Origin of the sequence: Mesorhizobium sp. M0048 (assembly GCF_040323405.1) — a bacterium.
Taxonomy (GTDB): Bacteria; Pseudomonadota; Alphaproteobacteria; order Rhizobiales; family Rhizobiaceae; genus Mesorhizobium.
In genome coordinates this window covers 65744-80309 of the sequence record NZ_JAMYUV010000009.1, presented here as the reverse complement: position 1 = coordinate 80309, position 14566 = coordinate 65744, and the positions used below count along the sequence as shown (strand labels likewise).

The 14566-nt window shown below is 63.2% G+C and carries 13 protein-coding genes; 6 read left to right on the top strand and 7 right to left on the bottom strand.

Going from position 1 to position 14566, the window contains the following annotated elements; genetic code table 11:
- Nucleotides 1-102: 102 nt before the first annotated feature.
- Nucleotides 103-1149 (top strand): L-glyceraldehyde 3-phosphate reductase, encoded by a 1047-nt coding sequence (mgrA, locus tag NKJ84_RS12090; protein WP_352506631.1) that lies wholly within the window; start codon nucleotides 103-105, stop codon nucleotides 1147-1149.
- A 117-nt stretch (nucleotides 1150-1266) separates the two neighbouring features.
- A complete protein-coding gene (locus tag NKJ84_RS12085; RefSeq protein WP_352506630.1) occupies nucleotides 1267-1959 on the top strand; it encodes a substrate-binding domain-containing protein in 693 nt (230 codons plus the stop codon).
- 55 nt (nucleotides 1960-2014) lie between these two features.
- Here NKJ84_RS12085 and NKJ84_RS12080 read toward each other — a convergent pair whose 3' ends face one another.
- Entirely contained in the window at nucleotides 2015-2344 is a 330-nt protein-coding gene (locus NKJ84_RS12080; protein ID WP_352506629.1) for a DUF2934 domain-containing protein, read from the bottom strand.
- Between the two features lie 189 nt (nucleotides 2345-2533).
- On the opposite strand from NKJ84_RS12080, the gene NKJ84_RS12075 reads away from it, so the two are divergent.
- A complete protein-coding gene (locus NKJ84_RS12075) occupies nucleotides 2534-2884 on the top strand; it encodes a hypothetical protein (protein WP_352506628.1) in 351 nt (116 codons plus the stop codon).
- Nucleotides 2885-2951: 67 nt separating this feature from the next.
- Here NKJ84_RS12075 and NKJ84_RS12070 read toward each other — a convergent pair whose 3' ends face one another.
- Complete coding sequence (locus NKJ84_RS12070) at nucleotides 2952-3443, bottom strand: trypsin-like serine protease (protein WP_352506627.1); 492 nt, start codon at nucleotides 3441-3443, stop codon at nucleotides 2952-2954.
- Nucleotides 3413-4039 (bottom strand): S1 family peptidase, encoded by a 627-nt coding sequence (locus NKJ84_RS12065; protein WP_352506626.1) that lies wholly within the window; start codon nucleotides 4037-4039, stop codon nucleotides 3413-3415. The genes NKJ84_RS12070 and NKJ84_RS12065 overlap by 31 nt, the downstream gene beginning before the upstream one ends.
- Before the next feature lie 392 nt (nucleotides 4040-4431).
- Between NKJ84_RS12065 and NKJ84_RS12060 the strand changes: the two genes are divergently transcribed.
- Nucleotides 4432-5514 (top strand): trypsin-like serine peptidase, encoded by a 1083-nt coding sequence (locus NKJ84_RS12060; protein WP_352506625.1) that lies wholly within the window; start codon nucleotides 4432-4434, stop codon nucleotides 5512-5514.
- Nucleotides 5515-5597: 83 nt separating this feature from the next.
- On the opposite strand, the gene NKJ84_RS12055 is transcribed toward NKJ84_RS12060, so the two are convergent.
- The 3 genes from NKJ84_RS12055 to NKJ84_RS12045 form a co-directional block, all read right to left on the bottom strand.
- On the bottom strand, nucleotides 5598-6302 hold the full coding sequence (locus NKJ84_RS12055; protein WP_352506624.1) for a DUF4760 domain-containing protein: 705 nt from the start codon (nucleotides 6300-6302) through the stop codon (nucleotides 5598-5600).
- Complete coding sequence (locus tag NKJ84_RS12050) at nucleotides 6299-6679, bottom strand: hypothetical protein (RefSeq protein WP_352506623.1); 381 nt, start codon at nucleotides 6677-6679, stop codon at nucleotides 6299-6301. Before NKJ84_RS12050 ends, NKJ84_RS12055 begins: the two co-directional genes overlap by 4 nt.
- Nucleotides 6680-6781: 102 nt before the next feature.
- Entirely contained in the window at nucleotides 6782-8983 is a 2202-nt protein-coding gene (locus NKJ84_RS12045; RefSeq protein ID WP_352506622.1) for a caspase family protein, read from the bottom strand.
- A 210-nt stretch (nucleotides 8984-9193) separates the two neighbouring features.
- On the opposite strand from NKJ84_RS12045, the gene NKJ84_RS12040 reads away from it, so the two are divergent.
- Nucleotides 9194-9598, top strand: coding sequence for a Fur family transcriptional regulator (locus NKJ84_RS12040; RefSeq protein ID WP_023721937.1), 405 nt, complete (start codon nucleotides 9194-9196; stop codon nucleotides 9596-9598).
- A gap of 110 nt (nucleotides 9599-9708) precedes the next feature.
- Here NKJ84_RS12040 and polA read toward each other — a convergent pair whose 3' ends face one another.
- On the bottom strand, nucleotides 9709-12657 hold the full coding sequence (polA, locus tag NKJ84_RS12035; RefSeq protein ID WP_352506621.1) for a DNA polymerase I: 2949 nt from the start codon (nucleotides 12655-12657) through the stop codon (nucleotides 9709-9711).
- 442 nt (nucleotides 12658-13099) lie between these two features.
- Between polA and NKJ84_RS12030 the strand changes: the two genes are divergently transcribed.
- Nucleotides 13100-14485 carry a M20/M25/M40 family metallo-hydrolase gene (locus tag NKJ84_RS12030; RefSeq protein WP_352506620.1) on the top strand — a complete coding sequence of 462 codons (1386 nt, stop codon included), beginning with the start codon at nucleotides 13100-13102 and terminating at the stop codon, nucleotides 14483-14485.
- The last annotated feature ends 81 nt before the right edge of the window (nucleotides 14486-14566 follow it).

The following is a 14566-nucleotide window of genomic DNA, read 5'->3' as shown; positions in this document are numbered from 1 at the left end:
GCCTCTCCCCGTTTGCGCGGGGAGAGGCTAAGGGTGGGCCGGCCTCGACTTGCCCGTCATCGCGGCGGCAGCTGTCGGCTCGTTTCGATATGAGGATTTCCCATGCCCTATGTTCCCGCCGAAAACCGCTACGAAAAGATGGTCTACAATCGCTGCGGGCGGTCCGGCCTGAAGCTGCCGGCGATCTCGCTTGGGCTGTGGCACAATTTCGGCGACGACACGCCGCATAGAACCAAGCAGGCGATCACGCGCAGGGCCTTCGATCTGGGCATCACGCATTTCGATCTCGCCAACAATTACGGCCCGCCGCCCGGCTCGGCGGAGCGGGCGTTCGGCGAGATCCTGCGGACGGACTTTGCCGGTTATCGCGACGAGCTGATCATCTCGACCAAGGCCGGCTACGAAATGTGGGCAGGACCTTATGGCGAATGGGGCGGCCGCAAGTATGTGCTGGCCAGCCTCGATCAGAGCCTGAAGCGGATGGGACTCGACTATGTCGACATCTTCTATTCGCACCGCTTCGACCCCGACACGCCGCTGGAAGAGACGATGGGCGCACTCGATCACGCGGTGCGCTCGGGCAAAGCGCTCTATGCCGGCATTTCCTCCTATAATTCGCAGCGCACCCGCGAGGCCGCCGACATTTTGAAGCAGCTCGGCACGCCTTGCGTGATCCATCAGCCGAGCTATTCGATGCTCAACCGCTGGGTCGAGGATGATGGCCTGCTCGATACGCTGGAGGGGCTTGGCGTCGGCTCGATCGTGTTCTCGCCGCTGGCGCAAGGCATGCTGACCGACAAATATCTCGGCGGCATCCCCGATGGCAGCCGCGCCAGCCAGGGCAAGTCGCTGCGCCCGGCATTCATCAACGACAAATCGATCGCCAATATCGAGGCGCTGAACGTCATCGCCCGCCGCCGCGGCCAGACGCTGGCGCAGATGGCGCTGGCCTGGGTGCTGCGCAGGGGCAGGGTCACATCGGCGCTGATCGGCGCCAGCCGGCCGGAACAGGTCGAGGATTGCGTCGGGGCGCTGAAGGCGCTCGACTTCAGCGATGCCGAGCTCGCCGAGATCGACACCTTTGCCCGCGAGTCCGACATCAACCTCTGGGCGGCATCGGCCGAGCGCAAGGGGCCGCCGAGGAAGTAGGCGACGACGGTATCCGGTGGCCGAAGGGCGACGGCTTCCGGGACGCTGAGCATGGAATGGCCGGGCAGCTGGATGGGTATTGCAAGAAGGTCGTTTCGCCCGATTCGGGGTTAGGCGATGAATCAGGAAACCCGGCTTTTTGGCGCTATTGCGGTCCGCCCCGCCATCCTATCCCTCATACCCCAGTTCGAAACGGCCACAGGATTCACGGTTGCGGTCAGGTGGGAGCTCAATCCGACAGTAAAGAAGCAGATTGAAGCTGGGGAAGCTTTTGACCTCGTCATCACCAATCCGGACCTGGTTCAGGATCTGACTGCCTCGGGAAAGGTCAAGGCGGGGAGCCAGGTGGCGTTTGGCCGGATAGCAATGGGGGTGGCAGCCAAGGCAGGCAGTCGACCGCTCGATATCGGGTCCGTGGAAGCATTCGAACAGGCGTTGAAGAGCGCCAGATCGATCGCCTACGCCAGTGAAGGAACCAGCGGTGGCTACTTCTCCGGTTTGCTGGAACGTTTGGGGATAGCGGATGAGGTGAAGCCCAAGCTGGTAGCCATACCAGGAGGACAGACAGCGCAAGCCGTGGGCCGTGGGGAAGCCGAGTTGGGGGTCGTTCCCGTGACTTCGATTTTCGCGGCCGCTCCCGAGGTCGTGCTTGTCGGTCGGTTTCCGGCAGAACTCCAAAGTTACGTCGACTTCGCCATTGGCATCAGTGCCGGTTCAACGAACGCAGAAGCTGCCGAGCGGCTGTCGGAATTTCTGATGTCGGCAGCCGTTGACGACATGCTGGCGGCAAAGGGTGTCGAGCGCCGCTAAGAGCGTGCGATGAATCACGCCAGAGGCACGTTGGGGATTTCTCCTCAAACAGGCTCTAATTTTCGGCTGCCTTGATGTTCCGCGCGGCTTGCTCGAGCGTCGCCCTGTCGTTGCCAAGCCTGTCGATCAGCTCTTGCGCCTGATCACCGGTTATCCCGGTGCGCATCGCCAGTGCCTCGACCGTCAGAACGTCGGAACTGGCGATCGTTCCAGTGGGACCGTGCTCGGCCGCGTCATCATCAGCCTGGCCGGTCGTCGTCTCATCGTAGCCAAGCTCTTGCTTCGCCTGCTGCCAATGACGCTCATGCGCGCCATCCGGGCGGCCCTCGCGCATCCAGATTTCATAGGCTCGCTGCCGAATCTTTTCATGCCGATCGTTGTCCATGACGGTTCCTCCCTTGTGGCGTTTTCACCAACGCGGGGAGCGCCGGAACGATCCTATGTTCAGGCCGATTTCGCACACTGCCGGACAAAACCCGGTCTCTCATCGAACAAACACCGGACAGATGCGTTTTGCGGAGGAACCTAGATAGCGGGCCGGCCGTTGAGCCGAACCTGAGCAAAGGAGATTACCATGGCCGACGAACCGAACGAATCCGCAACACCGAAGATGACTCAACGTGAAGCTCAGGAAGCCCTGGAAAAGCAGGTCGCGCAGCTGAAGCGCGAGATAAGCAAGATCAATCGGACCTTGGCCGAACGCGCGGAAGAGGCGATCGAAGACGCCGGCGACTGGTATGACAGCGCTGCCGAGCGCGCCTCGCGGACGGCACAAGCCCTGCGCAACAGGGCGCAGACGGTTTCCGGGGTCGTCCAGGAGAATCCCGGCACGGTATCGTCCGCATTCATACTCGGAGCGGCCGTAGGGGCGCTACTGGGCCTCGCCTTGGCCGCCACAGACCGGCGCCGCGATCGCTGGTTCTAGTCCCAACCTAAGGTTCCGGGCAGAAACGGCGGGATTGCTCCCGCCGTCATTCAGCAAATGACACCGGTCAGGGCGTGGCGGGCTTCTGCGCCGTGCCGAGGGCTTTGGGCGCTGCAGGCGCTGCCGTCTTCATCTTCTCCTCGATCCAGCCGGTGTAATTCGCCAGCCGCGTGTAGATGCCGTAGGCGTTCTTGTGGCCGCAGGCGGTGCTGCCGTCGGCCGGACCTTCGCCCCAGCTGACGACGCCAACCTGCACCGGACCATCGGCGCCGGTCATGAACAGCGGTCCGCCGCTGTCGCCATTGCAGGCGTCGCGCTCGCCGCTGACGGTGCCGGCGCAGATCATGTTGCCGGTCAGCGGATCGGCCATATCAGCAGCAATTGCATTGGCGGCCGCCTCGATGCCCCTTTCCGAGTAACGCATGCGGCGGGCGAGCTCGCCGAGCGCAGCCTTCAAATCACGCGCATAAATCGCCCTGATGCCGTTGTTGCAGGTTGCGTTCGGCTGGAGGTCCAAGTCGGCAACCATCAGCGCGGTGGGAAATGTTCCGTCCTGCATCTTGCCCCGCCGGTGACCGTGGTCTTGCCGGCGTCGGGGGTCGGCTCACGGGCAATCTTGATGGTCGGGGCATCGGCCGGCTCGGCCAGCCGGATCAGGCCGAGATCGTTGTCCAGCGTCTGCTCGCTGTAGCCCTCGTTGACGATGATCTCTACCGCCTTGTAGCGCTTGCCCTCGCTGAGATCGGTGGCGCCGGTGAGCACGGTGACCACATCAGGCGAAATCGGCTCGCCGTCGTCGTTGAGGCAGTGCGCCGCCGTCAGCACCCATTGCGGCGCGATCAGGCTGCCGCCGCAGAACTGCGCATTCGCCTGCGAGGCCGGACTTTCGTCCAGTTTGCCGGTGGTCAGCAACGCCACCTGGAACGGATAGGCGCCCTTCTCGGCCTCTTTGCCGCCGTAGACGCGATCGGTGCCGTCGGGGTTCTCCGCCTTGGCTTTTGCCCTGGCCTCGGCCACGCGTTTCATCGGCGAGATCGCCGCCTCCGGCCGGGCGGCCGCGTCCGTGGCATGAACGGAATTGACGACCGGCAAGGCCGCCGCGATGGCAAGCAGCGAGGCTGCAGCAATCGGTCTGAACCTATGGATGATCTTCACCTCGAACCCCCTGAGACGATGTTCCGACAGATCAGCCTCGACGCGTGATCCACTGAAAGGGGAACCGGCCGGTGAGCCGATCATGCGCCGATGTGGAGCGTGATCCGTCAAAAAACCGAGTACCACTTTTGCTAAATCGTGGTGTCGAGCCAAACCCGCCCAAATCTATAATCCCCCACGGGCTATGTGGAAGCAATTTGTCGTTGCCAATGTTGGATTATTTTAGGCAGTATACCGTTGCGGGCATTTTTGGCGGGGACCTAAACTGGCTGCACTGAATAATGGCCCGGTAAAGGCGCCGGCAACCAAATTCATTTTTCGGCGCCACCACGATCTCGACAATATTTCTATATCTTGATCCAGTCCTTGCTGACTTTTGGGAGAGTCTCACCATGACAAAACTGACACAGTGCATTATTGCGTCCGCGTTGCTTTCCACCGCAATGTGGGCGGTTCCTGCCTTGGCTGCCGAGCCAGGTTCCGCCAACGCCGGCAACGGCGAAAGCATGCGTGACGTGACATCGGGCGATTACAAGCCTGGCCGGGCGAAACCGATCGCCCCGCCGAAACTGACCGAGGACGAGGCCAACCGCGCCGCGCCGCTCACCGACGAAGCAACGGCCGTCAAATCCTATGGCATCGTCGGCCGCTCCGCCGATGGCAAGGACATCAAGATCGATCCGAACGAGACGCTGAAGGACCTTGTCATCAAGGAAATGAACGCGCCCGCCGAGGGACAGAAGTCCCAGAATTCCGGGCTGAGCGGAGGCGAAGAGGCCGGCCGCCAGGTGTTCGGGACGGACGACCGGGAGCAGATCAAGAATACCAAAACCTACCCGTTCACCGCGATCGGCTACCTCGAAGGCAAATCGAAGAGCGGCAGCTATGGCAGCTGCTCGGCGACGCTGATCGGCCCGCGCACGGTGCTCACCGCGGCGCACTGCCTCTACAGCCACGAAGACAAGGCCTGGCTGGACGATATCCTGTTCGTGCCGGCTCTCAACGGCAAGACTGCCGACGACGCACCGTTCGGCGCCTTCACCTATGAAAGCGCCTATATCGTCCAGGGCTTCATCGACAATTATCAGGGCTTTTACGGCTCGGTCGTGCCATGGGATCTCGGCATCGTCACCTTGAAGCAGGATGTCGGCACCAACCTCGGCTGGCTGGGCTATGCCGATTATGTGGATCTCGGCGACTTCACCGCCAACATCGTCGGCTATCCCGGCGACAAGCCGATGGGCACGATGTGGAAGGCGACCTGCGAAGTGCTCGCCGAACACATCGCCACCGAGTATTTCCAGTACGACTGCGACACTTATCCGGGATCGAGCGGCAGCTCGGTCTACGCTTATGACAATGGCTCAAAGCAGCGCGTCATCACCGGCGTGAACGTGGCCGAGAGCCCGGATGCCAACACCGCCGTGCGTCTGAACGCCATCAACGTCCAGTGGATCAACAGCCTGTACAAATAGGCCTGCAGAGTTCCCGCCGCGATCATCGCGGAGAACTAGCCGGCGGCGGAGCATTTCCGTCGCCGGCTTCGCATTTTTCGGGATTATCTGGACTGGGCCGAGGGTGGCGCCTGGCGGACATAGTTCTCGATCGGCTGGGCGAAAGTCGGTGAACCGGCCTTGCGCTCCTTGTCGATATAGCCGGCAAAATAGCTCCAGAAGGAAGCGGCATAGTCGCGGAAATAGGAGTCGGCGACCTCACGCGAGCACAGCCCGCCTTCGACGCAGGAGGAAAGGCGGTTGAGGAAATAGACGATGCGGTCGAAATTGTCGCTGAACTCGGCAAGCGGCATGTCGCCGCCGGTTGCGCTCATCGCTTCGATGCCGATGCGTTGTCTGAACACCTGTTCCTCGGTCGGCGTCGGATTGGCACTGAGCAGATTGCCGTATTTGGCGTTGAGCGCCGCCAGGCGTTGCTTGAGGGCCCGTTGCGCCTGCTGGTAATCCTTGCTTTCCCAGAGCTCGACCAGCGACATCGTTTGCTCGACGCGCTTCTGCTCCTGGTTCGCCAGGAACTGGTAGACCGAAAAGATCAGGGTGAAGATGATCGCCAGGCGCACCAGCAATCCGGACCAGGCATAGACGAGCATGCGCCAGTCGCGATCGGTGAATGGGTTCGCCTCCTTCTTGACCTCGTGATTGCTCACCCACGGCAGGCCTTCGACGGTTTCCGGCAGCGACACCGGCTTCTTTTGCGGCACCGGCGCCGTCACTGCCTGCTGCGTTGCGTTGCCCCCCGCTTTCGTCATCCGCAGCTGTCCAGGTCTATGGTGGCGGACGGGTCGAGCACGATGCCCGGCGTCTCCAGCTTCTTCTTCAGGCAATCCAGCTGCGCCCGCGAAACGATGAACTGCACGTCAGGCGCCACCTGCGCCTTGCCCGGCGACGGCAATGGTTCGACCACGCCGCGTGAGGTGCAGCTGCTGAGATCGACGATGACGGCGGCGTTGCCGGTTTTGGCGATCTGGTCGTACTGGTCGAGAAAGCAGCTCGCCAGTTCGGAATTGATGACGACCTCCTTAGCGCAAAGGCCGCAAGCCTCGTCCGCCGAAGCATTGGCGGCCAGCAGCAGCCCGGCGACAAGACCGGCGGTTGTTGCGCGCCACGAAAATACGATCCTGTTCACGAACGCCCTCATCCGTTCCGTTCGGCCGCCGACAGCAGCGGTCGAAGAATGTTCATTATCAGCCGATTAGGCAAGAGGCCCGGCCGGGCACCTGACCCCGCCTCAGGCGCGCGGCACCGTCTCCATCGGGAAGATCATCACGGCGCCCTTCGACCCCTTGTCGTCGGTGAGCCGCATGGCCGAACGCGTCGCCGGCGCCCTGCCGATATCGGCCAGCATATCGGAGAAGTTTGGTTGTCCAAGTCCGCGCGTTACAGAGACAACGCCCTCTTGCGCCAGGAAACTCAGATCCTGCTTCTCGCTCTGCGGCGGTGCTTCGGTCAAGACGGCGATCATCCGCTCCATGCCGAAGCTGGTGTCGGTGAATTTGAACAGGCCTTCCTCGAGCACGGCGCCTTCGGTCAGGCGCTCGGCAAGAAAATGCTGGATGGAATAGTCGGAGCCGACATAGAGCACGTTGATGTCGACCAGATCGGTCGAACCGTTCCTGGCCAGCACGTGGACCTGATCGTCGGGCGAAACACGCGGCACCGTCGACGGTTCGATCGGCTGCAGCGTGTCGCTATCAAAACGCTTGATCCGGAACTCGACGCTGACCTCTTCCGGCCGATAATCGGAAGCGGCGGCCAGCCTCGACAGGCCGATGGCGCGGAAGATTTTCGTCAGGTTCTTGGCCGCTGCATCGACCAACTTTTCGCGGTCGTCCGGATGAATGACGATCATCGGCGGCTTGCTGCCCTCCTTGAGCGTCATGTCGCCCGAAGCCGGCAGGAACCACAGCGCCGGCGCGTCGGTGGCATCTTCGGCGGCGCCGGCAATGGCGTTCTCGCGCAGCACGGCGAGACGCAGATCTGCGCTCTTGCCCGGCTCGACCAGCGCGATGTGGAACCCTGAGTTCTCCCTGGCCGCCAGATCGTCGAGAACCGAGTTCGCCAGCGCGGCCTCTTTCTCGAGGCCTTTGGTCGCCGCCGGCCGCGCAATCACGAGCTTGTAGTCGACGGCGAGCTCGGCGAGCCGGGCATAGGCATTGGCGGGGATGTCGGCCAGCTTGATCGCCGGCTTGCCGCCGAACTCGACCGGCTTGACCCGGCTTTCCAGGTTTTTCGCCGACTGCACCTGGAGATAGCCAAGCGCGTTCGACAGCGGCGACAGCGCCGAGGGCAATATTGCGAGCCTGCTGCCTGGGGTGAGGCGATGCAGCAGTCCGGCGCCGATCGTGGCTTTGTCGTTCTCGATGACGATCGGCCATTGCATGACCGCGTCTGTCTTGTCGGTGCCGAAGACGCGGGCGTCGAGTTCCCCTTCGAACAGCGGCGTCGGCCGGGTGCGGCCGTCCGCCGAATATTGCTGCAGCACGGCCTGGCCGAGCTGGCGGTAGGTGATGTTGGGATTCTCGGCCAGTTTCGACAGGATGGTGAAGGTGAACAGCCCGAATCGAGGCGCATCGGCCGTGCCCTTGGGCAGCGGCATCTCGGGCGTCGTCTCCACCGTCTGCGCCGCGTAGAAGGCGACCAATTTGCCTTTGGTGGTCGGCTCGGCGCCGGTCGGCGTCAGCTTGAAGGCCGGCTTGCGCTGCCCGTCCTCGTCAAAGCCGCGCGGCGCGGCCGACGCAATCTCGTCATAGGCTTTCACCGCAGCCGCCCTGGCAGCGTCGTCGCCGCCGACCAGATCGGCGAACTCGACCTTGCGTTCCAGCTCGTCGTCGACCTCGGCGGCGCGCGTCGCAGTGCCGGAATGGCAGCAGTCGAATACGGCCCAGATAAAGGCGCCCTTGTCGCGGATAGCGTCGAGCGCGGTGCCGATCTCGTTGTCGACCAGCGCATTGGGCACGCCCGTTTCGCGGTTGACCCATTTGTCGATGTCGGACGGCAAGAAAATCTCGTCGAGGCCGTCCGTCTCGTCGCCCTTGTTCGCCGCCGGCTGCTGCGCGCCGTGACCGGACAAATGCAGGTAGACGAAATCGTCACGCTGGACCCTGGCGGCAAGGTCGGCGAGTGCTGCCTTGATCGCCGCATGTGTCGGCGGTCCGTTGGCGCCTTCGACATCCTTGGCGAGCAGCGCGACGTTTTCGGCTGAAAACTTCACCGGCGCGGGCGTGTACTTCAGGAGGTAATCGCGCACCAGGCCGGCATCGTTCTTCGGTCCGATCAGCCAGTTCTTCTTCGGCAGGTTCGGATAATCGGTGCAGGCAACAAGCAGCGCATGGTAGGTGCGCGCCGCTGCGAATGCCCGAAACGGCACCAGGCCGGCAGCGGCCAGCGCGGACGTGCCGGCAAGCAGCGTCCGCCGCGTCACCTTGATCATGATTGCTTCCCCAAGCCCGATCGAATCTTCAAGCACGGCCAGCCTGGCCGAGGATGTCAGTATTTTGAATATGGGCGTCGCCGGCCAGCCGACCATCGGCTGCGAATACAAACAGTAGCAAAAAAGGCAGTTCGTCGCTATCTCAGTGGAAGAGGCCGGATTGCATGCCTAATGGCAGCGATCGGCACGGAAGCGGCTTGGAACGGGATCATGGCGGCAAGGGATGTACTGACGAAGAACCAGCTTTGCGTTCTCGAGAAACTCGAGGCCGCCAGCGGGCCGCTCAGCGCCTATACGTTGCTCGACCAATTGCGCGAGCGCGGTTTTCGCGCGCCGCTGCAGGTCTATCGGGCGCTCGACACGCTGGTGAAGTCCGGCTTCGTGCACAGGCTCGAAAGCCTCAATTCCTTCGTCGCCTGTGCCGAGCCGCACGACCACAGCCATTCGATGACGGCGTTTGCCATCTGCGACAGCTGCGGCCAGGTGACCGAGTTCTCCGACCACGATGTCGGCCACCGGCTCGACGAATGGGTGCGCTCGACCGGCTTCGCCGCCAAGAAGGCGGTGATCGAGTTTCGTGGGACTTGTGCGAAGTGTTTGGCTGAAGCGGCTTGAAGGCCGGTTAGGCCGCAACATAGCGGTGGCGACCTTTTGATGTCGGCAGGACAGAGGGGGCGCGAAAGATCGCTACAGATTACAATTGGTCGGCCGCGGACGTCCGCACGCTAATGCGCCTCTTCCCAGTTGTCGGCGGCGCGGGCGTCGACGTGCAGCGGCACCGACATCGACACCGCCGGCATGGCGGCGTTCTCCATGACGTGGCAGACGACCGGGATCGTCGCCTCGACCTCGGCTTCGACGGTCTCGAAGACCAGCTCGTCATGCACCTGCAGCAGCATGCGGGCGGAAAGCTTGGCTTTTTCCAGGGCATCGTCCATGCGGATCATGGCGCGGCGGATGATGTCGGCGGCGGTGCCCTGCAGGCGGGCGTTGATCGAGGCGCGCTCGTTGAAGGCACGGACCGAAGGATTTGACGATCTGATTTCCGGATAGTGGATGCGGCGGCCGAAAATGGTTTCGACATAGCCGTGCTCGCGGGCATAGGCCTTGGTCGCATCGATATAGTCGCGGATGCCGGGGAAACGCTCGAAATATTTCTTGATGTAGTCGCCGGCTTCCTCGCGCGCGATCGACAGCTGGTTGGCGAGGCCAAAAGCGGAAATGCCGTAGATGATGCCGAAATTGATCGCCTTGGCACGGCGGCGCACTTCCGAAGGCATGCCCTCGACCGGCACGTTGAACATTTCAGACGCGGTGATGGCGTGGATGTCGGCGCCGTCGGCGAAGGCCTGCTTGAGCTGCGGGATTTCGGCGACGTGGGCGAGCACGCGCAGCTCGATCTGGCTGTAGTCGGCGGAAACCAGCTTGTTGCCCTTGTCGGCAATGAAAGCCGTCCTGATCTTTCGACCCTCGACGGTGCGCACCGGAATGTTCTGCAGATTGGGATCCGAGGACGAAAGCCGCCCGGTCGTCGTCGCGGCAAGCGCGTAGGAGGTGTGGACGCGCTTGGTGTCGGGATGGATGAAGCCGGGCAGCGCGTCGGTATAGGTCGATTTCAGCTTGGTCAGCTGGCGCCAGTCGACGATCTTGCGCGGCAATTCATGGCCTTCGGCGGCGAGGTCTTCGAGAAGCTGCGCCGAGGTCGACCACTGGCCGGTCTTGGTTTTGGAACCGCCGGGCAGGCCCATCCTGCCGAACAGGATGTCGCCGAGCTGTTTTGGCGAGCCGATGTTGATGCGTTCGCCGACCAGCTGGTAGATTTCGTCCTCAAGCCGTGCGGCACCCTGTGCCAGTTCGCCGGAGAGCCGCGACAGGATCTGCCGGTCGACGGAGATGCCGCGCTGTTCCATCCGCGCCAAGACCGGCACCAGCGGCCGTTCCAGCCGTTCATAGACCGAGACCAGGCCCTTGGCGGCAAGCCGTGGCTTCAGCACCTGCCAGAGCCTGAGCGCGACGTCGGCGTGCTCGGCGCCGTAAGCCGTCGCCTTGTCGAGGTCGGCCTGATCGAGGCCGACGAAGCTTCTTCCCGAGCCGGCCAGTTCCTTCAGCGGAATGGTCGCGTGGCCGAGCCATTTATCGGCCAGCGCCTCCAGGCCGTGGCCACCGTGGGTGCCGGCCTCGAGCACGTAGGAGATCAGCATGGTGTCGTCATAAGGGCCGACCTCGATGCCGTGACGGCTCATCACGACAAGGCGGTATTTCATGTCGTGCACGATCTTGAGGACGGACTTGTCCTCGAGCAGCGGCTTGAGCAACGCCAGCGCGTCGCGGACCGGGATCTGGTTTTCGACCGCGCCGCCGCCGAGCAGGTCGCCATTGCCGTTCTTATGGGCAAGCGGCACATAAGCGGCATGGCCAGGCGCGACGGCCATGGCAAGGCCGATCAGTTCGGCCCGCATCGGATCGGGCGAGGAGGCCTTAACGTCGAAGGCGACGATGCCTCTCTCCATCGCCTCGGCGATCCAGACCTTCAGCGTCGCGGCGTCGCGGATGCAGGCGTAGGCGCTGGTGTCGATCTTGCGGGCGGTGGCAGCCTCCAGGCGAAGCGCCGAAAGCAGGGATGGGGTGTCGCCTTGCTTGGCTGCGGTCGGGGCTTCGAGTGCCGCTTCGTCCGGCGGCGGCGCGCTCTCGGCGACCGCGGGCAGGCCAAAACCCATATCGGGGCCATGCGCGGTATCGGCACGCTCTATGGTGACGGGAGTGGCTGGAACATCGCCCGCGTCGGTTCCGGTCGCTTCGGCCACGCGGCGGGTCAGCGTCGAGAATTCCATGGTCTTGAGAAAGCCGATCAGCCTGGGGCCGTCCGGCGCATGCAACACGAACTCGTCAAGCCCTTCGGTCACCGGCACGTCGTTCTTCAGCCTCACCAGGTCACGCGAAATGCGCGCCTTGTCGGCATTGGCGATGATCGATTCGCGCCGCTTGTCCTGCTTGATCTCGCCGGCGCGGGCGAGCAGCGTGTCGAGGTCGCCGAACTGTTCGAGCAATTGCGCCGCCGTCTTCGGCCCGATGCCGGGCACGCCCGGCACATTGTCGACCGAATCGCCGGTCAGCGCCTGCAGGTCGATCATCTTCTCCGGCGGCACGCCCCATTTCTCGATCACCTCGGAAACGCCGATCTGGCGGTCCTTCATCGGGTCGTACATGGCAACCGTTGGGCCGACCAGCTGCATCAGGTCCTTGTCGGAGGAGATGATGGTGGTGTCGGCGCCGGCTTCGCAGGCAAGCCGGCAATAGGTGGCGATCAAATCGTCGGCCTCGTAGCCTTCCGTCTCGAGGCATGGCAGGTTGAATGCCCTGGTCGCCTGGCGGATCAGGCCGAATTGCGGGATCAAATCTTCCGGCGGCGCCGAGCGGTTGGCCTTGTATTCGGGGTAGAGGTCGTTGCGGAAGGTCTTCGACGAATAGTCGAAAATCACGGCGAAATGCGTCGGCACGATGCCGACATCGGTGTTGCGGGCGTCCTGCGTCAGCTTCCAGACCATGTTGCAGAAGCCGAGCACGGCACTGGTTGGCAGCCCGTCGGACTTGCGGGACAGCGGCGGCAGCGCGTGATAGGCACGGAAGATGTAGCCGGAGCCGTCGACAAGGAAGAGATGATCGCCTTTTTTCATGCCACGAGGGATAGCGCGGCGCAGCGCCGCGGTCCATGCCAAAGGCGGCTTGCGCCAAGGGTTCCGGCAACACCCTGACAAATGGCGTGCGAGCTTGGCCGGCCCTGGCGCTTGGCCGCAGCTTTGTTCGCTCACGCCTATGTTACAAAAGTGTAATTTTTGTGCCCTTGAATCGCCACGTTCGCAGACACAGATAAAACGCATCGGCAGTTTTCGCCGAAGTCCGGAGCAAGGCCCGTCCCCCGCCTATCCCGGACACTTGCGGCAGCCTATCCCCCCTCTCCGGGCTGCCGCATCGTTTCGAGTAAAGGCCGCCGTGGTTCCCCTCCACCACGGCGGCATTTTTTTGCCGTTGGACAGGAAGCTGTGGCCCAACGGTCGCGGGCTTTCCGTTTCGCCGCATGGACTCTAGATTTGCCGCCAGAATCGAAAGGCCCGCCAGATGTCCGCAGTTTCCCCTGTTCTCGACCGCCTAGACAAGAACTTTGACCAGAGCCTGGAACGCCTGTTCGGCCTGCTCGCCATCAAGTCAATCTCCACCGATCCGGACTACGCCGCCGACTGCCGCAAGGCCGCCGAATGGCTGGTCGCCGAGCTCAAGCTGATCGGCTTCGACGCCAGCTTGCGCGACACGCCGGGGCATCCGATGGTGGTCGCGCATCACGATGGGCCGGCGGGCGCGCCGCATCTGCTGTTTTATGGCCATTACGACGTCCAGCCGGTCGATCCGATCGAGCTGTGGGAAAGCGACCCGTTCGCGCCGGCGGTTAAGGAGATCGAGCCCGGCCACAAGGTGATCACCGGCCGCGGCGCGGCCGACGACAAGGGCCAGCTGATGACCTTCGTCGAGGCCTGCCGCGCGTGGAAGCAGGTGCATGGCGGATTGCCGTGCCGAATCACAATCCTGTTCGAGGGCGAGGAGGAGTCCGGATCGCCGTCGCTGAAGCCGTTTCTCGAGGCGAATGCGGACGAGCTCAAGGCCGATTTCGCGCTCGTCTGCGACACCGGCATGTGGGACCGCGATACGCCGTCGATCTGCGTCTCGCTGCGCGGGCTGGTCGGCGAGGAGATCACGGTGACTGCCGCCGACCGCGACCTGCATTCCGGGCTCTATGGCGGTGCGGCCGCCAATCCGATCCGCATCCTGGCAAAGATCCTGGCCGACATCCACGATGCCGATGGTCACGTCACCATTCCAGGTTTTTATGACGGCGTCGAGGAAACGCCGTCGCAGATATTGCAGTCGTGGCTGTCGCTCGGCGAGACGGCCGAGACCTTCCTCGGCCCGATTGGCCTGTCGATTCCGTCCGGCGAAAAGGGCCGCTCGGTGCTCGAGCTCACCTGGGCGCGACCGACGGCCGAGTTCAACGGCATTATCGGCGGCTATACCGGCAAGGGCTTCAAGACGGTGATCGCCGCGCAATCCTCGGCAAAAGTCTCCTTCCGCCTGGTCCACAAACAGGATCCGGAAAAAATCCGCGCCGCCTTCCAGGCATTTGCCAGGCAGCGCGTGCCAGCGGACTGCTCGGTCGAATTTCATCCGCATGGCGGCTCGCCGGCAATCCAGCTTTCCTACGACTCGCCCTTCCTGGCCAAGGCCAAGCAGGCGCTGTCCGACGAATGGCCGAAGCCGGCGGTAATAACCGGCGGCGGCGGCTCGATCCCGGTGGTCGGCGATTTCCAGACCTATCTCGGTATGGAATCGCTGCTGGTCGGTTTCGGCCTCGACGACGACCGCATCCACTCGCCGAACGAGAAGTACGAGATGAGCTCCTTCCACAAGGGCCAGCGCTCCTGGGCGCGCATTCTCGAGGCGCTGACACGCTGAAATTGCGCCAGACTCAAGTTTTTGTTGATTTTTCGCCGGATCGCGGCAAGGACGGGCACGGTCCGTCGCGCATCGCTGCAC